This window comes from Isoptericola sp. NPDC057391 (assembly GCF_042668085.1).
Classification (GTDB): Bacteria; Actinomycetota; Actinomycetes; order Actinomycetales; family Cellulomonadaceae; genus Isoptericola.
On the sequence record NZ_JBHVBO010000039.1, the window covers coordinates 1 to 20,669 of the forward strand.

General features: G+C 73.7%; 19 protein-coding genes. 9 read left to right on the forward strand and 10 right to left on the reverse strand.

Annotation, left to right across the window (positions count from 1 at the left end; translation table 11 throughout):
• The first annotated feature begins 22 nt into the window (after positions 1-22).
• Positions 23-703, forward strand: coding sequence for an HAD hydrolase-like protein (locus tag ACFUVW_RS07745; protein ID WP_430570749.1), 681 nt, complete (start codon positions 23-25; stop codon positions 701-703).
• A gap of 97 nt (positions 704-800) precedes the next feature.
• On the opposite strand, the gene ACFUVW_RS07750 is transcribed toward ACFUVW_RS07745, so the two are convergent.
• Positions 801-3,368 (reverse strand): ATP-dependent Clp protease ATP-binding subunit, encoded by a 2,568-nt coding sequence (locus ACFUVW_RS07750; protein ID WP_430570750.1) that lies wholly within the window; start codon positions 3,366-3,368, stop codon positions 801-803.
• Positions 3,369-3,598: 230 nt separating this feature from the next.
• On the opposite strand from ACFUVW_RS07750, the gene ACFUVW_RS07755 reads away from it, so the two are divergent.
• Together ACFUVW_RS07755 and ACFUVW_RS07760 are read left to right on the forward strand one after the other, a co-directional pair.
• The gene (locus tag ACFUVW_RS07755) at positions 3,599-4,300 is read left to right on the forward strand and encodes a hypothetical protein (protein ID WP_430570751.1); all 702 of its coding nucleotides are present in this window, start codon (positions 3,599-3,601) and stop codon (positions 4,298-4,300) included.
• Between the two features lie 117 nt (positions 4,301-4,417).
• The gene (locus ACFUVW_RS07760) at positions 4,418-5,296 is read left to right on the forward strand and encodes a universal stress protein (protein ID WP_430570752.1); all 879 of its coding nucleotides are present in this window, start codon (positions 4,418-4,420) and stop codon (positions 5,294-5,296) included.
• A gap of 17 nt (positions 5,297-5,313) precedes the next feature.
• On the opposite strand, the gene ACFUVW_RS07765 is transcribed toward ACFUVW_RS07760, so the two are convergent.
• The 7 genes from ACFUVW_RS07765 to ACFUVW_RS07795 form a co-directional block, all read right to left on the reverse strand.
• Positions 5,314-6,519: a cystathionine gamma-synthase gene (locus ACFUVW_RS07765; protein ID WP_430570753.1), complete on the reverse strand. Its 1,206-nt coding sequence runs from the start codon at positions 6,517-6,519 to the stop codon at positions 5,314-5,316.
• Positions 6,520-6,544: 25 nt separating this feature from the next.
• The gene (locus tag ACFUVW_RS07770; RefSeq protein WP_430570754.1) at positions 6,545-7,948 is read right to left on the reverse strand and encodes a cystathionine beta-synthase; all 1,404 of its coding nucleotides are present in this window, start codon (positions 7,946-7,948) and stop codon (positions 6,545-6,547) included.
• A 28-nt stretch (positions 7,949-7,976) separates the two neighbouring features.
• A complete protein-coding gene (locus ACFUVW_RS07775) occupies positions 7,977-10,010 on the reverse strand; it encodes an ABC1 kinase family protein (RefSeq protein ID WP_430570755.1) in 2,034 nt (677 codons plus the stop codon).
• Between the two features lie 111 nt (positions 10,011-10,121).
• The gene (locus ACFUVW_RS07780; protein WP_430570756.1) at positions 10,122-10,592 is read right to left on the reverse strand and encodes a hypothetical protein; all 471 of its coding nucleotides are present in this window, start codon (positions 10,590-10,592) and stop codon (positions 10,122-10,124) included.
• A gap of 87 nt (positions 10,593-10,679) precedes the next feature.
• The gene (locus ACFUVW_RS07785) at positions 10,680-12,002 is read right to left on the reverse strand and encodes an oligosaccharide MFS transporter (RefSeq protein WP_430570757.1); all 1,323 of its coding nucleotides are present in this window, start codon (positions 12,000-12,002) and stop codon (positions 10,680-10,682) included.
• Positions 12,002-13,018 carry a family 43 glycosylhydrolase gene (locus ACFUVW_RS07790; RefSeq protein ID WP_430570758.1) on the reverse strand — a complete coding sequence of 339 codons (1,017 nt, stop codon included), beginning with the start codon at positions 13,016-13,018 and terminating at the stop codon, positions 12,002-12,004. Before ACFUVW_RS07790 ends, ACFUVW_RS07785 begins: the two co-directional genes overlap by 1 nt.
• A gap of 189 nt (positions 13,019-13,207) precedes the next feature.
• Entirely contained in the window at positions 13,208-13,819 is a 612-nt protein-coding gene (locus tag ACFUVW_RS07795; RefSeq protein WP_430570759.1) for a pentapeptide repeat-containing protein, read from the reverse strand.
• A gap of 36 nt (positions 13,820-13,855) precedes the next feature.
• Between ACFUVW_RS07795 and ACFUVW_RS07800 the strand changes: the two genes are divergently transcribed.
• Both ACFUVW_RS07800 and ACFUVW_RS07805 read left to right on the forward strand, forming a co-directional pair.
• Positions 13,856-14,473 carry an alpha/beta family hydrolase gene (locus tag ACFUVW_RS07800; protein WP_430570760.1) on the forward strand — a complete coding sequence of 206 codons (618 nt, stop codon included), beginning with the start codon at positions 13,856-13,858 and terminating at the stop codon, positions 14,471-14,473.
• Positions 14,474-14,602: 129 nt separating this feature from the next.
• The gene (locus tag ACFUVW_RS07805) at positions 14,603-15,895 is read left to right on the forward strand and encodes an ABC transporter substrate-binding protein (RefSeq protein ID WP_430570761.1); all 1,293 of its coding nucleotides are present in this window, start codon (positions 14,603-14,605) and stop codon (positions 15,893-15,895) included.
• A gap of 83 nt (positions 15,896-15,978) precedes the next feature.
• Here ACFUVW_RS07805 and def read toward each other — a convergent pair whose 3' ends face one another.
• Together def and ACFUVW_RS07815 are read right to left on the reverse strand one after the other, a co-directional pair.
• Complete coding sequence (def, locus tag ACFUVW_RS07810; RefSeq protein WP_430570762.1) at positions 15,979-16,665, reverse strand: peptide deformylase; 687 nt, start codon at positions 16,663-16,665, stop codon at positions 15,979-15,981.
• A 67-nt stretch (positions 16,666-16,732) separates the two neighbouring features.
• Positions 16,733-17,152, reverse strand: coding sequence for a zinc ribbon domain-containing protein (locus ACFUVW_RS07815; protein WP_430570763.1), 420 nt, complete (start codon positions 17,150-17,152; stop codon positions 16,733-16,735).
• Here ACFUVW_RS07815 and ACFUVW_RS07820 point away from each other — a divergent pair.
• The 4 genes from ACFUVW_RS07820 (at position 17,142) to ACFUVW_RS07835 (ending at position 20,489) form a co-directional block, all read left to right on the forward strand.
• Positions 17,142-17,468 carry a TraR/DksA family transcriptional regulator gene (locus tag ACFUVW_RS07820; RefSeq protein WP_430570764.1) on the forward strand — a complete coding sequence of 109 codons (327 nt, stop codon included), beginning with the start codon at positions 17,142-17,144 and terminating at the stop codon, positions 17,466-17,468. The genes ACFUVW_RS07815 and ACFUVW_RS07820 overlap by 11 nt on opposite strands.
• A gap of 99 nt (positions 17,469-17,567) precedes the next feature.
• On the forward strand, positions 17,568-18,233 hold the full coding sequence (locus ACFUVW_RS07825) for a UdgX family uracil-DNA binding protein (protein ID WP_430570765.1): 666 nt from the start codon (positions 17,568-17,570) through the stop codon (positions 18,231-18,233).
• Between the two features lie 121 nt (positions 18,234-18,354).
• Positions 18,355-19,083 carry an ABC transporter ATP-binding protein gene (locus ACFUVW_RS07830; RefSeq protein ID WP_430570766.1) on the forward strand — a complete coding sequence of 243 codons (729 nt, stop codon included), beginning with the start codon at positions 18,355-18,357 and terminating at the stop codon, positions 19,081-19,083.
• On the forward strand, positions 19,080-20,489 hold the full coding sequence (locus ACFUVW_RS07835; RefSeq protein ID WP_430570767.1) for an FtsX-like permease family protein: 1,410 nt from the start codon (positions 19,080-19,082) through the stop codon (positions 20,487-20,489). Before ACFUVW_RS07830 ends, ACFUVW_RS07835 begins: the two co-directional genes overlap by 4 nt.
• Positions 20,490-20,669 lie beyond the last annotated feature (180 nt).

Below are 20,669 nucleotides of genomic sequence, written 5' to 3' on the forward strand. Positions count from 1 at the left end.
CCCCGGCACGTACCCTGCCGGGGTGACCCGCTCCCCCGCCCCGCTCGTCCTGCTCGACCTCGACGGCACGCTCACCGACTCCGCCCCCGGCATCGTGGCGGGCATCCGCCACGCGTACGGCGCGCTCGGCCTGCCCGTGCCGGACGACGCCACGCTGCGCTCGTTCGTCGGCCCGCCCATCACCGACACGTTCCCCGCGCACGGCGTCCCCGCCGACCGCGTGGACGAGGCGGTGCGCGCCTACCGCGAGGTGTACGCCGCCGGCGGCATGTACGACAACCGGGTCTTCGACGGCGTCCCCGAGGTGCTGCGCGCCCTGCGGGCCGCCGGCTGCACCCTCGCCGTCGCGACGTCGAAGCCCGAGGTGTACGCGAAGCCCATCTGCGACCGCTACGGGCTCACCGAGCTGGTCGACGGCGTCTTCGGCGCGCCGCTCGACGAGGGCACGTCGACCAAGGCCACGGTGATCGCGAAGGCCCTCGCGGCCCTCGGCCGCACCTCCCCCGTGGACCCGGCCGACGGCCCCGCCGTCATGGTCGGCGACCGCGAGCACGACGTGCACGGCGCCGCCGAGCACGGCATCCCCTGCGTCGGCGTCACCTGGGGGTACGCCGCCCCCGGCGAGCTCACGGAGGCCGGCGCCGTCACGCTGGTGGACGACGTCGCCGACCTCACCGACGCCGTCCTGTCCCGCCTGCGCTGACCCCCGACGAGTTGTCGGGAGCACGACGAAGGCCCCGGACCCTGTGAGGGGGTCCGGGGCCTTCGCCGTCGGCCGTCAGGCCGTGGGGTTCAGCGCGTCACTCCGCGCCGGCCTGCATCTGCCCGGTCGGGGGCAGGTCGTGCACCGAGACGCCGGTGGGGGCGTCGAGCGCCGCCGTCGCGCCGACCGAGACCGGCCCGCGCTCGTGCTCGCTCTTCGGGACCCCGCGGAAGCTGAACTCCCCGAGGATGCCCTCGCCCTCGCCGTCGACCAGCACGAGGTCGCCGGCCTTGAGCTCGCCGAACAGGATCTTCTCGGACAGGGTGTCCTCGATCTCCCGCTGGATCGCCCGCTTCAGCGGACGGGCGCCGAGCACCGGGTCGTAGCCCTTCTCCGCCAGCAGGTTCTTCGCGGCGGGCGTGAGCTCGATGGCCATGTCCCGGTCGCGCAGACGCTTGTCCAGCTTGGCGATCTCCAGGTCGACGATCTCGATGATCTCGTCCTGCGAGAGCTGCGGGAAGACCACCACGTCGTCGACGCGGTTGAGGAACTCCGGCCGGAAGTGCTGCTTGAGCTCCTCGTTGACCTTCGCCTTCATGCGCTCGTAGGAGGTCACCAGGTCGCCGCCGGCGTTGAAGCCGGTCTGGACGCCCTTGGCGATGTCCCGCGTGCCGAGGTTGGTGGTCATGATGATCACGGTGTTCTTGAAGTCGACCACCCGGCCCTGCGAGTCGGTCAGGCGACCGTCCTCGAGCACCTGCAGCAGCGAGTTGAAGATGTCCGCGTGGGCCTTCTCGACCTCGTCGAAGAGGACCACCGAGAACGGCTTGCGCCGCACCTTCTCCGTGAGCTGGCCGCCCTCGTCGTAGCCGACGTACCCGGGGGGCGAGCCGAACAGCCGCGACACGGTGTGCTTCTCCGAGAACTCGGACATGTCGAGCTGGATCAGCGCGTCCTCGTCCCCGAAGAGGAACTCGGCGAGCGCCTTGGCCAGCTCCGTCTTCCCGACGCCCGTGGGACCGGCGAAGATGAACGAGCCACCGGGGCGCTTCGGGTCCTTGAGCCCGGCGCGCGTGCGACGGATCGCCTGGGACAGCGCCTTGATGGCGGTGTCCTGGCCGACGACCCGCTTGTGCAGCTCGTCCTCCATGTGCAGGAGCTTGCTGGACTCCTCCTCGGTGAGCTTGACGACCGGGATGCCGGTCGACATCGCCAGCACCTCGGCGATCAGCTCGTCGTCGACCTCCGCGACGGAGTCGAGGTCGCCCGACTTCCAGGCCTTCTCCTTGTCGGCGCGCTGGGCGGTGAGCTGCTTCTCCTTGTCCCGCAGCCCGGCGGCCTTCTCGAAGTCCTGCTCGTCGATCGCCGACTCCTTGTCGCGGCGGGCCTCGGCGATCTCCTCGTCCAGGGCCTTGAGCTCCGGCGGCGCCGTCATGCGGCGGATGCGCAGGCGCGCGCCCGCCTCGTCGATCAGGTCGATCGCCTTGTCCGGCAGGTACCGGTCGTTGATGTACCGGTCGGCGAGCTGCGCGGCGGAGACCAGCGCGGAGTCCGTGATGGACACGCGGTGGTGCGCCTCGTAGCGGTCGCGCAGGCCCTTGAGGATCTCGATGGCGTGCTCGAGCGACGGCTCGTTGACCTGGATCGGCTGGAAGCGGCGCTCCAGGGCCGGGTCCTTCTCGACGTACTTGCGGTACTCGTCGAGCGTGGTCGCGCCGATGGTCTGCAGCTCGCCGCGGGCCAGCATCGGCTTGAGGATGCTCGCCGCGTCGATCGCGCCCTCGGCGGCGCCCGCCCCGACGAGGGTGTGGATCTCGTCGATGAACAGGATGATGTCGCCGCGGGTGCGGATCTCCTTGAGCACCTTCTTGAGGCGCTCCTCGAAGTCACCGCGGTAGCGGGAGCCCGCGACCAGGGCGCCGAGGTCCAGCGTGTAGAGCTGCTTGTCCTTCAGCGTCTCCGGCACGTCGCCGCGCACGATGTCCTGGGCGAGGCCCTCGACGACGGCCGTCTTGCCGACGCCCGGCTCGCCGATCAGCACCGGGTTGTTCTTGGTGCGGCGGCTCAGCACCTGCATGACGCGCTCGATCTCCGTCGAGCGGCCGATGACCGGGTCGAGCTTGCCCTCGCGCGCGGCCTGGGTGAGGTTGCGGCCGAACTGGTCGAGGACGGCGGAGCCGGACGGCTGCCCCTCCTGCGGGCCGCCGGCGGCCACGGGCTCCTTGCCCTGGTAGCCGCTCAGCAGCTGGATGACCTGCTGGCGCACCTTGTTGAGGTCGGCGCCCATCTTCGTGAGCACCTGGGCGGCGACGCCCTCACCCTCGCGGATGAGGCCGAGCAGGATGTGCTCGGTGCCGATGTAGTTGTGCCCGAGCTGCAGCGCCTCGCGGAGCGACAGCTCCAGCACCTTCTTGGCGCGCGGCGTGAACGGGATGTGCCCGCTCGGGGCCTGCTGGCCCTCGCCGATGATCTCGGTGACCTGGGTGCGGACGCCGTCGAGCGAGATCCCCAGCGACTCCAGGGCCTTCGCGGCGACGCCCTCACCCTCGTGGATGAGTCCGAGCAGGATGTGCTCGGTGCCGATGTAGTTGTGGTTGAGCATCCTTGCCTCTTCCTGAGCAAGGACGACCACCCGACGGGCTCGGTCGGTGAATCTCTCGAACATGTGCTGCTCCCTCACGAGCGGCGTTACCTGCACCCCGTCGGATTGACGGCTACAGCCTGACCGCTACGACTCTATGCGCTCCCAACTCGCCGACACCCCTCGGTAAGCCCATGTTCGCCAGGGGCGTGACGGCGCGCCGGATTGCCAGCCGCGGGCGGCGCGGTCCAGGCTCGGGGAAAGGCGGTCGCCGTCGCGGAGACCGCCGCAGAGGTTCCACCCAGGGGGTACCGATGGACGAGATCGAGCAGCAGCCGGGAGCCACGGGCGGGGCGGGTCACGACGCGGGCCACAACGCGGGAGAACGGGCGTGGAACGGGGACGACGCGCGGCTGGCGCAGTTCTCCGGCGTCCTCGGCGAGGTGCACGACCCGCTGACCTGGGGCCTCGACCTGGAGGACCAGTCGCTCACCGGGCACGCGGACTCCGACGACCCGACGTGCGAGCGGTTCGTGCGCGCCTACCGGTCGTTCACCGGGGAGGCGCTGGAGGTCGAGACCCTGCGCACCCGGGTGCCCGACGACGACGTCGAGGACGTGGTCCGCGCCGCGTGCAGCGGGGCGCTCGCCGCACCCCTGCACGCCGACATCGCCGCGCCGGTCGAGCCGGCGCCGTCCGACGGCTCGGAGGATGCCGCCCAGGACGACCACGGGGAGGACTTCGCGGACTCGTTCCAGGACTACCGCAGCGCCATGCGCGCCCTGGTCGCCGAGGTCGACGAGGCCCCGCTGACGACGGGGACGTTCGCGGTGGACGGGGACGACGCGGACTGCGTGCGCGTCACCGCCCGCGAGACCACCGCCGTGTACGTCGCGGCGGCCGACCGCGCCCTCGTGGTCACGGGCCCCGCCGACCTCGTCGACCGGGTGGAGGTCGTGACCCGGCCCGTCGACGCGCTCCTGACGGGGCGACGTCGTGCTGACGGCGGTGCGTGATCGACGTCCCGGGACCTCGCCCTGACGGGTGACGACACCCGACCTATGCTGCACACCAGGGCCGCCCCGCAGGTCGTCACGGGCGGCGGACGCACGACGAGAGAGTCGGGGTGACCGATGCGCGGCATCGTGGTCGGGGTCAACGGTTCGGTCGAGTCGGACGAGGCGCTGGACTGGTCGCTGCGGGAGGCCGCCTCGGGCGGCGTCCCGCTCACGCTGGTCATGGTCGCCGCGGGCGCCGGCAAGGGCGCCGACGCCGCCGCGCACGAGGCCGCGCTGGCCCCGGTGCGCGAGCAGGCGCAGGTGCTGCTCGACGCGGCCCGTGCCCGCACGGGCGTCGACGTCGACGGCACGGTCACGGCGCTCCCCGGCCCGGCGGCCGACCGGCTGCTCGAGCTCGGCGCGGACGCCGACATGCTGGTCCTCGGCCGGCGCCGGCGGGGACGGCTCGGCCGGGCCGTGCTGGGCTCGGTGTCGACGACGGTCGTGGAGCACGCCGTCGTCCCCGTCACGGTGGTGCGCCACGGCAACCCCGACGGTGCCCCGGAGGACGACGTGCCTGCCGAGGCGACCCCGCGGATCGTCGTCGGCGTCGACACCTCCGCCCCGAGCGTCGCCGCCCTCGCGCACGCGTGCGCCGTCGCGGGACGCACCGGTGCCTCGATCGACGCCGTCTTCGCCTGGCAGATCACGACCCTGGCCCCGCTGCCCGGCTCGTGGGGGTGGGCTCCGCCCATCGACGACTACGAGAAGTTCGCGACGGACTCCCTCGCCGAGGCGGTGCGGGCGGCGGGCGTGACGCTGCCGCCCGAGCGGCTGAACCGCCGGGTGGTGCACGGGCAGGCCGCCAAGCAGCTCGTGGCCGCGGCGCAGGGCGCCGAGCGGCTCGTCGTCGGGGCGCGCGGCCTCGGCGGGTTCGACCGGCTGCTGCTGGGGTCGGTCAGCCGGCAGGTGCTCGACTTCGCGCCCTGCCCCGTCACCGTCGTCCGTGGCTGACCGGCGGTCGGACCCTCCTACGCGAGCGCCTGCTCGAGGTCGGCGACGAGGTCCTCGACGTCCTCGATCCCGACCGACAGGCGCACGAGGTCGTCGGGCACCTCGAGCGACGTGCCCGCGACGGAGCCGTGCGTCATGCGGCCCGGGTGCTCGACCAGCGACTCCACCCCGCCCAGCGACTCCGCGAGCGTGAACACCTGGGTGCGCGCGCAGACCTCCAGGGCCTTGGCCTCGCTGCCGGCTCGGAACGACACCATGCCGCCGAACCCGCGCATCTGCCGGGCGGCGACGTCGTGGCCGGGGTGCGACGCGAGGCCCGGGTAGAGCACCTCCGTCACGGCCGGGTGGCCGGCGAGGAAGTCGGCGACGGCGGAGGCGTTCGCCTGGTGCCGGTCCATGCGGACGGCGAGGGTCTTGAGGCCGCGCAGCGTGAGCCACGCGTCGAACGGGCCCGCGACGGCGCCCGAGGAGTTCTGGTGGAAGCCGACGGCGCCCGCCACGTCCGTGCCGCCCGCGGGCGACTCCAGCCCGCCCGGCAGCACCGCGCCCACCGCGACGACGAGCGCTCCCCCGACGACGTCGCTGTGCCCGCCGATGTACTTCGTCGTCGAGTGCACCACCACGTCCGCGCCGAGCGCCAGCGGCTGCTGCAGGTACGGGGTGGCGAAGGTGTTGTCGACGACGAGCAGCGCGCCGGCCTCGCGCGCCACGCCCGCGAGCGCCGCGACGTCGCTGATCCCGAGCAGCGGGTTCGTCGGCGTCTCGACCCAGACGACCTTCGTCTCGGGCCGGACGGCGGCCCGCACCGCGTCGACGTCGGCCAGGTCGACCGGCGTGTGCGCGATCCCCCACGGCCCGAAGACCCGCGCGATCAGGCGGTACGTGCCGCCGTACGCGTCGTCGGGCACGATCACGTGGTCGCCCGGTCGCAGCACCGCGCGCAGCAGCGTGTCCTCCGCCGCCAGGCCGGAGGCGAACGCGAAGCCGCGCTCGCCCTGCTCCGCCGCCGCGAGCGCCTCCTCGAGCGCGGTGCGCGTCGGGTTGGCGGAGCGGGAGTACTCGTACCCGCCGCGCAGCCCGCCGACGCCGTCCTGCTTGTACGTGGAGACCTGGTGGATGGGCGGCACGACGGCACCGGTCGTGGGGTCCGGGTCCTGGCCCGCGTGGATGGCGCGGGTCGAGAATCCGGTGGTGCTCCAGTCGGGGTGCTCGCTGTGGCTCACCCGGCCAGCGTACGCACCAGGATCGTCATCGGCCCGCGACGAACCCCAGGAGGTCGTGCCGGGTGAGGACGCCGACGGGGTCGCCGTCCTCGACCACGAGCAGCGCGTCGGCGTCGGTCAGCGCGGCGCGCACGGCCTCCACGCCCTCGCCGGAGCCGATGAGCGGCAGGCGGTCCTGCATGTGCGCGTCGACGCGGTCGGCGAGGGAGGCCCGGCCGGAGAACACGGCGTCGAGCAGCGCGCGCTCGGTCACGGCGCCCGCGACCTCGCCGATCTTCACGGGCGGCTCCGCCCCGACCACGGGCATCTGCGAGACGCCGTACTCGCGCAGGATCTCGATGGCGTCGCGCACCGTCTCGCTCGGGTGGGTGTGCACCAGGTCGGGCAGCCGCCCGTCCTTGGCCCGCAGGATGTCCCCCGCGGTGACGCCCTGCTCGTCGGGCAGGAACCCGTACGACCGCATCCACGTGTCGGAGAAGATCTTCGACAGGTAGCCGCGCCCGCCGTCCGGCAGCAGGACGACGATCACGGCCTCCGCCGCGGCCGCCGCGTCCTCCACCTCGAGCCGCCGCGCGAGCCGCAGCGCCGCTTCGACCGCCATCCCGCACGACCCGCCCACGAGCAGGCCCTCCTCGCGCGCGAGGCGGCGCGTCATCGCGAACGAGTCCGCGTCGGTGACGGCGATGACCTCGTCGGGGACGGTCGGGTCGTAGGCCCCCGGCCAGAAGTCCTCGCCGACGCCCTCCACCAGGTACGGGCGGCCGTCGCCCCCGGAGTAGACCGAGCCCGCCGGGTCGGCGCCGACGATCCGCACCGGGCCGCCCTCGGACCGTTCCGCCGACACCTCCTTGAGGTAGCGGCCGGTGCCGGTGATCGTGCCGCCCGTGCCGACACCCGCGACGAAGTGCGTCACCCGGCCGTCCGTGTCCGCCCACACCTCGGGCCCGGTGGACTCGTAGTGCGACAGCGGGCCGTTCGGGTTGGCGTACTGGTTCGGCTTCCACGCCCCGTCGATCTCGGTGACCAGCCGGTCGGAGACCGAGTAGTACGAGTCGGGGTGGTCGGGCGGGACCGCGGTGGGCGTCACGACGACGCGCGCGCCGTACGCACGCAGCACGTCGCGCTTGTCCTCGCTCACCTTGTCCGGGCAGACGAAGACGCAGTCGTAGCCCTTGCGCTGCGCGACGAGCGCGAGGCCGACGCCGGTGTTGCCCGAGGTCGGCTCGACGATCGTGCCGCCGGGCCGCAGCTCGCCGGACGCCTCCGCCGCCTCGACCATCTTCAGCGCGATGCGGTCCTTGACCGACCCGCCGGGGTTCACGTACTCGACCTTGGCGAGGATCGTCGCGCTCAGGCCGTCCGTGACACGGGTGAGCCGCACGAGCGGGGTGTGCCCGACGAGCTCCGAGATGTGCTCCGCGTATCTCATGTGCCGATCATGCCCCTCCGCGCGCGTTTCACCACCGGTCCCGCGTGGTGCCGCGGAACGCGACCACGAGCACCCGCACCGCGAGCACCGTGCCGACGAAGCCGAGCGCGGCGCCGAGCACCGTGAACCAGGGCAGCTGCGGCGCGAGCATCGGCCCGCCGTCGGCGACGAACAGCACGACCGCCCCGACGACGGCGCCCACGGCCACGAGCGTCATGATGACCTGCTGCACCAGGCCGGAGAGGAAGGCCCGGTCGGCGGGGTCGGAGAACGCGCGCACGGTGACGGTGAAGCGTCCCTCCTCGAGGTCGCGGACGATGCGGGTCACCCGGCGCGGCAGCCGCTCCAGCTCGGGTGCGAAGCCCAGGAGCTGCTGCGTGGCCTTGCGACGCACCGCCTCCGGCGTGACGAGCCGGTGCAGCAGCGGCCGGCCGTGGGTGCGGGCCCCGGCCACCAGCTCGTAGCCGGGGCTGAGCAGGTCGAGCGTGCCCTCCAGCGACGCGAACGTGCGGAACGCGGCCGCGACCTGCGGCGGCACCGCCATGCCCGCCGCCGTCACGAGCCGCACCAGCCCGGCGAACGCCGCGCCGGCGCCGGCGCCCGCGCGGAACCGCAGGACGAGCTGACCCACCTCGCGCTCGAGGCGGCGGACGTCGAGGCCCGGCGGTGCGTCGAGCAGCTCCAGCAGGGCGTCGGTGGCGGCGATCGCGTCGTCGCCGTCGATGGCCAGCAGCAGCGCGCCGAGGGCGATGCGCTCGGGCTCCCCGAGCCTGCCGACCGACCCCATGTCGAGCAGCCCGAGGCCACCGTCGGCCAGCACGAGCACGTTGCCCGGGTGCAGGTCCGCGTGGAACGTGCCCGCCACGAGCAGCTGGTCGAGCGCGGCCCGCAGCAGCCGGTCCGCGAGCGCCGCGCGGGCCTCGTCGTCGAGCCGCGCCAGCACCGCCTGCGCCTGGCCGACCGGCGTGCCGTCCAGCCGCTCCAGCACCAGCAGCGTGCCGCTCGACGGCCCGTCGACCACCTGCGGCACCACGACCAGCGGGCCCGACGACGCGCCGTCGTGCGTCACGACGTCCAGCGCGGCGCGCAGCGCCCGGGTGTTCTCCGCCTCGACGTCGTAGTCGAGCTCCTCCCGCAGCGACGCCGCGAAGCCGTCGGCCAGGGCGACGACGCCGAGCGCACTGCCCCAGGCGGTGTCGCGCTCGAGCCGGCGGGCGAGCCGGGCGAGGATCGCGAGGTCCACGGCGACCTGCTCGCGCGCACCGGGGCGCTGCACCTTGACCACGACGTCGCGCCCGTCGAGCAGGCGGGCGGCGTGCACCTGCCCCACCGACGCCGAGGCGATCGGCTGCGGGTCGAAGGACGCGAAGACCTCCGCCACGGGTCGTCCGAGCGACCGCTCCACGACGGCCTCCACCCGGTCCCACGGCGCCGGCGGCACGTCGCTCTGCAGCGTCGCGAGGGTCTCGGTGACGGCGTCCGGCAGCAGGTCGCGCCGGGTGGAGAGCATCTGGCCGAACTTCACGAACGTCACGCCTGCGTCGGACAGGGTGTCGCGCAGCCCGACCGCGAGCCGCTGGACGTCCGAGCGTGACGTCGACCGCCTGTCCCGGCGGTTGCGCCCGAACGCGCCGCCCAGGCCGTGCCGGACGGCGATCGCCACGACCTGCGCGTAGCGGCGCGTCTCGCGCCGGCCCTGCCGCAGCCGCCGGACGGCGCGCCACGGGGTGGGCAGCGTGCCGGTGGGCACCAGCAGCTCCAGCACGAGCAGCACGCACAGGCCCAGCACGAACGCCCACGCGAACACGAGCACGATCGCGACGAACGCGACCCACGGGTCCACCGCGAGGACACCGTCGTCGTTCCACCACCCCGCCGCGCGCAGGCCGCCCGTGAGCGCGGCCGACGCGCCCGTGATCGCCACCAACGACACGAGCACCGCACGGATCCACCCGACCGGCGCGCCCATTACCCGCCGCGCCGTCCAGGCGAGCAGCACCAGCATCGCCACCGTCGAGACGAACGCGAAGATCGCGCCGACCACGCCGCCTACCGCGTCCATGACCACCCCGTCGTCGCCCGCACCATGGCGCCTACTCTCCCCGACGGCCCCGGACTCGTCACCAGGGACCGCCCCTGAGAGGTGCCGCCGGGGAGGCCGCCGGGGCGGGCGTCAGGCGCGGGTGGCCCAGGCGGCGAGGCCCAGGGCGACGGCATCCTCCGCGAGCGCCGCGGGCAGGTCCGGCCAGCCGCGCCGCGCGACGGCGGCGCGCCACGCCGCGCCCACCCCGGTGCCGACGACGCCGCCCGCGGCCCCGGCGACGACCGCCGCCGCGACCGACGGCGCCGGGGCGTGGTGCCGCAGCGCGAGGAGCAGCCCGCCGACGGCGCCGCTCGCGGCGCGGACGTTCGGCCCGGGAGGATCGAGGCGACTGGGCGTGGTCGGCAGCTTGTCGCCCACGAGCTCCCCCGCGACGGCGAGCCCCGCGAGCAGGCGCGGCACCGTGGCCGGGCGGCGGAGGCGGTGCGTGGGCAGCCGGTGCGCCGGCACCGGGCCGAGCAGCGGGCCGGCGACGCCGAGCGTGGCGCGCGAGCCCGCCGCCACTCCCAGCGCCAGCGAGCGGACGACGAGCGGTGCGGTCATGCGCCCACCCTGGCACCGTCGGGCCACTGCCGCCCGCCCGCCCGCCCTCCACGCCGAACAGGCGATCGGTCGGGCTCGGTCGACCGATCAGCCGGGCAGGGCGGCCGGCTCGGCGGCAGGGCCGACGGGGTCGGGGCGGCCCTTGTCGTTGCGCATCAGGAAGCTCGCCACCACGAGGACGGCCAGGACCACGACGCCCATGACGAGGTAGGACGAGGAGAACCCGATCGCGTCGTACGACAGACCGAAGACCCAGGAGAAGATGAAGACGCCGACCTGCTTGGCCGTGTTGAAGCCGACCATGTAGGCGGTGGCGGAGATCCGGACGTCGAACATGCGGGTGATGTACTTCATCACCGAGACCAGCATCAGCGGCATCTCGATCGAGGCCAGCAGGCGCCACAGGATGAGCATCTCGGTCGAGGTGAACAGGGCCGAGCCCACGACGCGGACCACGAGGACGAGGGCGAAGATCTGCAGGCCCCGCTTGGCGCCGATCTTGTTGATGATGAACGGCATCGCCACCATGACGGCGGCCTCGAGCAGGATCTGCACGAACACGACGCGGGAGAACAGCACCTGCGGGTCGCCCGAGCCGGTCACGTGGTGGCCGAAGTAGATCGCGTACTGCCCGTCGAAGACGTCGTACAGCGCGGCCGTGCCGAACATCAGCACCATGAAGCCGACGAACGAGCGGTCCCGCAGCAGGTGCTTGAGCGTGTCCTTGCTGACCTTGGGCCGGTCCTTGGACTCGGTGGCCACCTGAGCCTGCGCGGCGGAGCCCGGCTTCGGGGTACGGGCCGCGAACAGCAGCGCCCCGAGGACGATCGCGGAGAACGTGCCGACCCACCAGATGTTGTCGGGGTTGGCCGCCCAGATGAAGCCGCCCACGAGCGACGCGGTCGCGCCGGCCAGCGAGCCGAAGAGCCGCACGTGCCCGTACTCGAACCCGTTGGCCCGGGAGTTGCGCTCGTTGAACGCCTCCACCACGCCGACGCCCGAGTTGAGCACCAGCGACAGGAAGACGCCGCCGACGAGCGCGCCCAGCACCTGGTTGGCGCCCACGATCGCCGGGAAGACGAACGAGAAGAAGGGGCCCATGAGCGCGCCCATGACGACGACGAAGGCGAACAGGTTCTTGCGGAACCCGAGCCGGTCCTGGATGTAGCCGTAGAACGGCTGCAGGCAGAGGGCCGTGAGAGCCATCATCGACTGGAGGAGGCCGATGTTGCCCGACGACATCCCCAGCTGCTCCTCGAGCCAGGGCGCGAGGAACGTCATCACGAGCTGCCAGATGGCGAAGTAGAAGAAGAACAGCCCGCCGAAGTTCCAGAACGCGAGCTTCTTCAGGGAGTCGCGGGCGCGGGGCTTGGCGGTGGCGCCGTCGGGCGTCGCGGTGGTGGTGCTCATCAGAAGGCTCCGTCGGCGGGGAGGACCTCGGTGGAGGTGGGCGTGGGGCGGGTGTCGGGCACCGGCGTGCCCCACACGGGGTTGCCGTCGGCGTCGAAAGGCAGCACCTGGGCGCGGGCGTGGCGGTTCGGGTCCCACAGCGGGTCGCCGGAGATCTCGGTGTAGGTGCGCGCGTGGTAGACGAGGACGGCGTCGCCGTCGGGCGTCTCGGTGAACGAGTTGTGGCCGGGGCCGTACTGGCCGACGGACGGGTCGCTGACGAACACCGGCTCCGCGCTCTTGGTCCACGACGCCGGGTCGAGGAGGTCGGCGTCGGCGTCCGCGGTGAGCAGGCCCATCGCGTAGTCGATGCCGGTGGCGGCGCCGGAGTAGGTGAGGAAGACGCGGCCGCCGCGCACGAGGACCGACGGGCCCTCGTTGACCCAGAAGCCCTTGATCTCCCAGTCGAACTCGGGCCGCGTCAGCTCGACCGCCGGGGTGGCGAGCGTCCACGGGTTCGCCATGCGGGCGATGTACAGGTTCGAGTGGCCGCGCACCGTGAGGTCCTGCTGCGCCCAGACGAGGTACTGCTCCCCGCCGAGCACGAAGCTCGTGGCGTCCAGCGCGAACGACTCCCAGCCGGTGTCGACCTGGCCGCGCTCCACCCACTCGCCCTCGAAGGGGTCGTCGGCGGTGTTCTCCAGCACGAAGACGCGGTGGTTGAACGTCTCGTTCTGGCTCGGGGCGTCCACGGTGCCGTGGTCCACGGGGGCGGCGGCGTAGTAGACGTACCAGGCGCCGTCCACCCGGTGGATCTCCGGCGCCCAGATGAGCTGCGACTGCGGGCCGCTGTCGTGCTTGGTCCAGATCGTCACCTCGTCGGCCTTCTGCAGGTCCTCGAGGCGGTCGGCGCGGCGGAGCACGATGCGGTCGTACCGCGGGTGCGAGCCCGTGAAGTAGTAGGTGCCCTCGTGCCGGAGCACGCACGGGTCGGCGCGCTGCAGCACGATCGGGTTGACCGTGACCTGGTCCGTCATTGGTGTCTCTTCCTCCGGTGTCCTGCACTGGTCCGGCAGAGCGCATCGGGCGCTGCTCCACCAAGAATGTAAACGATGTAAACCAGTGCCCGGCGTGACGTCCGCGACGTCGGCGCCCGGAGCGGCGCCATGACCAGGACGAAGGGGGGCGCGGTGTGACGAGGCCCACGCGCCGGGAGGCCGAGGGCCTCAGGTCGTGACGACGAGCCCGAGCGCCTCGGCGACGACGACCGCCTGGGCGGGATCGACGACCGCGCCCTGCAGGCGCGCCGCGCGCGGGTCGAGCGCCGACAGGTCGGTGCCCCGCAGGACGGCGCCGCGCAGGTCGACGTCGGCCAGCTCCGCGCCGGAGAGGTCCACGCCGATCACCGTGGCCCCGGACAGCCGCGCCCCCTCGAGGTCGGCCTCGCGCATCCGCAGACCCTCGAGGTGCACGCCGTCCAGCGCCGCCCGGTGCAGCGTGACGAACGACCAGTCGCCACGCTCGGCCCGCAGCAGGTCGAAACGGCAGTCGTCGAACCGGGAGCCCACGAGCTTGCAGCCCTCGAACGACGCGTCGAACAGGTTCGCGCGACTGAACGTGCACCCCGTGAACGCGGTGTCCCGCCACGCCGACGCGTTGAACCGCGCCCCGCGGAACGTGCACTCGTCGAACGTGGCGCCGGTGGCCGTCACCTCCGTGAGGTCGACCTCGACCAGCTCGACCCGCTCCAGCGTGACGCCGGACAGGTCCCGTCCGTACCAGTCCTCGCCCCGCACGGTGCTTCCGGGCTCGATGCCGTCCGGTCCGATCGATCGCATCCCCGGACCGTACCCGCGGCTTGCGACACTGGACCCGTGCCCGACACCCTGCCCGACACCACGCCCGACACCACGCCCGACAACACGGCGCCCCGTGGCCTGATCCTGACGCCCGGCGCGGGCGCGAGCCGCGACCACCACACGCTCGTGGCGGTGGAGCAGCGGCTGGCCGCGCTGGACCCGCCGCTGCCCACCGAGCGCGTGGACTTCCCGTACCGGCTGGCGGGCAAGCGGATGCCGGACCGGCCGCCGGTCGCCGTCGCGCACCTGCGCGCCGAGGCGGAGCGGTTCGCCGGGTCCCTCGGCGTCGGCACGGACGCGCTCCTGCTGGGCGGCCGGTCGTACGGCGGGCGGATGTGCTCAATGGCGGTGGCCGAGGGCCTGCCCGCCGCCGGGCTGGTGCTGCTCAGCTATCCCCTGCACCCGCCGGGCAAGCCCGAGAGGCTGCGCGTCGAGCACTTCCCCGCGCTCACGGTGCCGGTGCTCTTCGTCTCCGGCGACCGCGACCCGTTCGGCAGCCCCGACGAGCTGGCCGAGCACGCCGCGACCATCCCCGGCCCCGTCACGACCGTCACCCTGCCCGGCGCGCACGACGTCCGGGGCAAGGACGACGACGTGGCCGCCGCCGTCGCGAACTGGGCGCGCACGCTCTGACGTTCCCTCCCGCGCGCATGTCCACCGATGCGCGCTTTTGTCCGCTCGCGCTCGGCGCACGCCTCGGCCTGCCAGCATCTGTCCCGTCACGACCGTCGACCGACGGCACATGTGTGCAAGGAGGCCCTCATGTCCACGAGAAAGCTCCGACGCCCCGGCGTCGCGTTCCTCGCCGTCGGCGCCGTGGCGGCGCTCGGCGCCTGCAGCGGCGGCGGCGACTCGGGCGGCGGTGGCGAGGACGTCACCCTCACGTTCGCGTGGTGGGGCGATGCGTCGCGCGCCGAGCGGTACGAGAAGGCGATCGACCTGTACGAGGAGAAGAACCCGCACGTCACCATCCAGTCGTCGTACGCCTCTTTCGCCGACTACTGGACCTCCCGGAACACGGAGGCCGCCAGCGGCAGCCTCCCGGACGTGTTCCAGATGGACGTCAGCTACCTGTCGCAGTACGGCGGCACCGGGCAGGTCGCCCCGCTCGACGAGTTCGTCGAGGACGGCACGATCGACATCTCCACGTTCCCGGAGAGCGTCATGCCGGCCGCGAAGGTGGACGGCACGCTGGTCGGGATCCCGACCAGCACGGGCGGTATCGCGAACTTCTTCAACACCGGGCTGTTCGAGGAGCTGGGCGTCGACGTGCCCGAGGGCGACCTCACCTGGGACGAGTACGACGCCGTCCTGTCCCAGGTCGGCAAGGCCGGAGCGAGCCACGACCCGGCGGTGGCCGGCTCGACGCAGTACACCCAGATCTGGACGGTCTTCGAGATCTGGCTCGCCCAGCAGGGCAAGTCGCTGTACACCCCGGACGGCGCCCTCGGCTTCACGGAGGCCGACCTCACCGCGTGGTGGGAGCGGGCGACGCCGCTGTTCGAGGACGACGGGTTCATCGACCCGAAGCGCGCCGAGCAGCTCAACGGCGCCGACGTGCTGGGCTCCGGCGTCACGGCGAGCGAGCTGAGCTTCTACAACTTCCTGGTGCGCTTCTCGGAGGGGAGCGCGGGCGCCGAGTTCGCCATGACCCTGCCGCCGGCCGACGACCCGGGCAACCGCGGCCTGTACCTCAAGCCGTCGCTCGAGCTGTCGATGTCGGCGAACACGGAGCACCCCGAGGAGGCGGCGAAGTTCATCGACTTCATCGCCAACGACCCCGAGGTGAGCAAGGAGTTCGGCCTCTCGCGCGGCGCCCCGATCTCCCGGCCCGCGCTCGACGCGCTCGACGTGGAGGGGCTGGACCAGCAGATCCTCGACTACTGGGAGCAGCTCTCCGAGGTCGCGGGCGACACTCCCCCGCCACCGCCCGAGGGTGCCGGCGCCGTCGAGGTCGAGTTCACGCGCATCGCGCAGGACATCGGCTTTGGCACGACCGGCCTCGACGAGGGCGTGAAGGAGTTCTTCTCCATCGCCCCGGGGATGCTGGGCTGACGTCCCGGCCACGCATCGAGCGTGCTGAATTGATCCTCATTCGGTGGAATTGAGGATCAAGTCAGCACGCTCGATGCGTGGGGTCAGCGGCCGCCCGCGGGCTTCGCCGGGTACTCGGCGGGCTTCTTGCCCAGCTCGACGGCGAGCTCACGCCGCCCGGCGAGGATCTCGGCCCGTTCCTCGTCGCGCTGGCGCAGGGCGTCGGCCTGCAGCTCGGGCGAGAGGTGGTCCCAGTACAAGGTGCCGTCGAGGTGCTGCGCCTCGTGGATGAACGCGCGGGCGAGGAACCCGCTGCCGGAGAGCTGCACCGGCCCACCGTGCTGGTCCACGCCGCGCACGACGGCGGCGCCCGGCCGCTCCAGCGGCTCGTACGCGCCGGGCACGGACAGGCAGCCCTCCTCCTCCGTCTCGGGCTCGGCGTCGGAGTCCGTCTCGAGGATCGGGTTGACGACGTGACCCACGTGCCGGTCGCCGCGCTCGTCGGTGACGTCGTAGACGAACACCCGCAGCCCGACGCCGACCTGCGGCGCCGCGAGGCCCACGCCCTCGGCGTTCTCCATCGTCGCGAACATGTCGTCGATCAGGCGGGCGAGCTCGGGGGTGGAGAACTCCTCCACGGTCGCAGCGGGCGTGTGCAGCACGGGTTCGCCGATCTCGGTGATCCGGAGCACGCGCCCGCGCGCCGCCTCCGGCGCCTGGGCCGGGTACGGGTCGGCCAGCTCCCCCAGCAGGTACGTGGCGGGCCGACGTCGTCCGAAGCTCCAAGCCATGGGACGAAGCCTAAAGCCTGTCGAACGACCTCGGTGCGGTGTTCGGCAGCGTCCTTCTCGGACGTCCCTATGCCGCTGAAGCAGTGAGGGTTCCCACGTCGCTCGGGCTGATTTCGTCGGCGCGGGTGCGTCGGCCAGAGCCTTCCCGTCTGTGGGCTTTGGTGGCCCGGCCTCGTGCTTCGGGGTCCGGGTCCTGGGAGAAGTTGTTCTCGCCCCAGGTGGCGAGATTGACCGCGGCGTTCAGGTCGCGGTCGAGGGTGTGCCCGCAGTTCTCGCAGACGAAGAGCCTGTCGGCGAGGGTAAGCGTGGGCTTCACGTCACCGCAGGCCGAACACGTCTTCGACGACGGGAACCAGCGGTCCGCGGTCAGGACCTGCCCGCCGCGCCAGGACGCCTTGTAGCGCAGCTGGCGGGCGAGCTCTCCGTGGGGCGCCTGCCCGGCGCGCGAGCAGCGCCAGGTGCGCGACGCTCGAGGGATGGACGGCATCGAGACACGGCTCCGACGCCGCCTCGCCGAGCTGGAGGACGACCGCGGGTCCCCCGGGTCCACGATCGCCGGCGTGCCCGAGGCCACCCGGGTCGACGACGAGTGCGACCCGCGACGCGCGGGCGTCGCCTGGGACCGCCAGCAGGCGGCGGCCCGCGAGGACCGGACCGCGCGGGAGCGGGCCGAGGTGCGCGCCGCTCTCGACAGGATGGCGGCGGGCACCTACGGCCTCTGCGAGGTCTGCGGCCACCCCATCCCCCCGGCGCGGCTCGAGGCGCGGCCCACGACCACGCGTTGCGTCGAGCACGCCGCCTGAGCGCCGACCCGGACCCGGCCCGCCCGGGGCCGTCCGGCGAGCATCCGCCCACCGCGACATCCTGGCCGTGCCCGCGTCGCCCACCGCCCGGAGGTCACCGTGCCCCGCTCGCCCGACCGCCCCGGCGCCGAGCGCTGGGTGCCCGAGGGCGCCGACATCGACGCCCTCGCCCAGGCCGCGCACGCGTGCCGGGGCTGCGAGCTGTGGCACGATGCCACCCAGGTGGTGTTCTCCGCCGGCCCGCCGGACGCCGAGCTCGCCCTGGTCGGTGAGCAGCCGGGCGACCGCGAGGACCGCGAGGGCGAGCCGTTCGTCGGCCCCGCGGGCCGGGTGCTCGACGACGCGCTCGAGGCGGCCAGGCTCACGGCGGGGTCGGTCTACCTCACCAACGCCGTCAAGCACTTCCGGCACGTCGAGCTCCCCGAGCGCGGGAAGCGCCGCCTGCACAAGACGCCCGCCGTCGCGCACGTGCGCGCCTGCCTGCCCTGGCTGGAGGCCGAGCTGGCCGCCGTGCGGCCGCGCGTCGTCGTCGCGCTCGGGTCGACCGCCGCCCGCGCCGTGCTGGGCGCGCCGGCACGGGTCGGCGAGCTGCGCGGCCGGGTGCTCGACGCCCCGGAGCGCGGCGCCTTCCCCGGCGCGCCCGTCGTCGTGACGACGCACCCATCGGCCCTGCTGCGGCTGCGCGACCGATCGGGGTGGGACGACGCCTTCGACGCGCTCGTGGCGGACCTCGGCACCGCGGCCCGGGCCGCCCGCGCCGCCTGATCCTCCGGGGTCCCCCGGAGCCGCCTCCCGCCGGGGTCATACCCCAGGGGGACCCCCGCCCGGCAGGGATCCGCTCGTGGTCCGACGCGGCCGGCGGGCCGCCGCGGGCACGGTAGGTGTCATGACACCTCTGCTGAGCGCTCGTGGACTGACGATGCAGTACCCCGGCGGGGTCACGCCCGCCCTGGACGCCGTGGACCTCGACATCGCCGCGGGCGAGTCGGTGGCGATCATGGGCGCGTCCGGCTCGGGCAAGACGACCCTGCTGCACTGCCTCGCGGGCATCCTGCGACCGACGGCCGGGTCCGTGACGTTCGCGTCGGGACAGGGTCCCGTGCGGGTCGAGTCGCTCGACGACGCCGCCCGGTCACGGCTGCGGCGCGAGGAGCTCGGCTTCGTGTTCCAGCAGGGCCTGCTGCTCGACGAGCTGACCGCGCTCGAGAACGTGGCCGTGGCGCGCATGCTCGCGGGCGTGCCGCGCGGCCAGGCCGAGGCCGAGGCGGCGCAGTGGCTGCAATACCTGGGCCTCGCGGGCCTCGAGCCGCGCCGGCTCGGCGAGCTGTCGGGCGGCCAGGCGCAGCGCGTCGCGATCGCGCGCGCCCAGGTCACCGGCGCCCGGCTGATCTTCGCGGACGAGCCCACCGGCGCACTGGACTCCGCTACCTCCGTCGAGGTGCTGGACCTGCTGCTCTCGGCGACCACCCAGGGCCGCACGCTCGTCGTCGTCACGCACGACGCCGATGTCGCGCGCCGCTGCGCGCGCACCGTCGTCCTGCGCGACGGCCGCGTCGTCTCCGACACGGCGGCCCCGGCCGCCGCGGCCGCGCCGGCCGCCGAGGTGGCGCGATGACCGCCACCGCGCCGGCGCCCGCCCCGACCGGCGTGCCGGGCGCCCGCCCCGCCGGAGCCCTCGCGACCGCCGTCCACCTCGCCCCGCTGTTCCGGCGGCGCCGCGACGGCGACCACCTGGCCACGGCGCTGCCCGTGGCGAGCTTCGCCGTGGTCACGGCGCTGCTGCTCGTGGTGCTCGGCGGCGCGCAGGCCTTCTTCCGCTGGGACGACGACCTCGCCACCACCTACGAGACGCTCGCCGTCATCGCCGTCGTGCTGCTGCTCGTGCCGCTCGCCACGGTGGGCGCGTCCGCCGCCCGCCTCGCCGCCCGACGGCGCGACGAGCGGCTCGCGTCCCTGCGCCTGCTCGGCGCCACCACCGGCACGATCACGGCGCTCACCGTGCTCGAGGCGGCGGTGACGGCCCTGGTCGGCGCGGTGCTCGGGGTCGTGCTGTACGCCGTCCTTGCGCCGCTCGTGGGACTGCTGCACTTCCGCGGCGAGGCCCTGGGCGCGCAGATGTGGGTGCCGTGGTGGTGGCTGCCGCTCGCCGTCCTGGTCGTGACCCTGCTGGCCGCCGCGAGCGCCGTCGTCGGGCTGCGCGCGGTCGTCGTGACGCCGCTGGGCGTGCGCACCCGGCAGAAGCCGGGCACCGCGCACTGGGTGCGCGTCGTGATCGCCGTCGGCGTGCTCGTCGTCGGGCTGGGGCTGATGCAGGTGCTGGGCATGCTCGGGGAGATGGGCGGCATCGTGGCGATCGTCGGCACGCTCGCGGCGATCTTCGGCGGCATGCTGCTCGCCCTCGACGCCTTGGGGCCGTGGTTCGTGCGAGTGCGGGCACGGCGCCAGGCGCGCAAGGCGCAGACCGTGCCGCGGCTGCTCGCCGCGCGCATGGTGCTCGAGGACCCGAAGGCGGCCTGGCGGCAGGTCAGCGGCGTGGCGATGACCAGCTTCGTCGGCGTCTTCGGCGCCGTCGGGCTCGCCATGGCGGAGACGACCTCGACGGAGGGCATGAACCCCGACGAGCGATGGCTCATGCAGGACGTCTCCACCGGCGTCCTGGTCACCGTGGCCGTGTCGTTCCTCATGGTCGCGTGCTCGGTGGGCATCAACCAGGCCGCCTCGACGCTCGACCGGGCCGCGGTGCACGTCTCGCTGGACCGGCTCGGCGTCCCGCGCGAGGTGATGGGCGAGGCGTCGCGGCGCGCGGTGATGTCGGCGCTGTGGATGGTGGCCGGCGGCTCGGCGCTGTGCGCGGCCGTGCTGCTCTTCCCCCTGGTCGGGTACGCGATCTTCATCCAGCCCGTGGCGATCGTGACCGCGCTGGCCGTCTTCGCGCTCGGCTTTCTCGCCGTCCGCGGCGCGGCGGCGCTCAGCGCCCGCCTCGTGCCGGGCATCCTCGCCCGGCCCGAGCGCGCGCTCTGAGGTCGCCGGTCAGCCGGCGGAGCCGTCGGTCTTCTTCCCCGTCTCACGCTCCCAGGCGTCGAGCTGCTGGGTGAGCGCCCGCGCCAGCTCGAACACCTGCTGCGGGGGGATGCGCACGCGCGAGACCACCCGCCCCGGCACCACGCGGCCGGTGACCGCCCCCCCCGCCCGGGCGGGGAC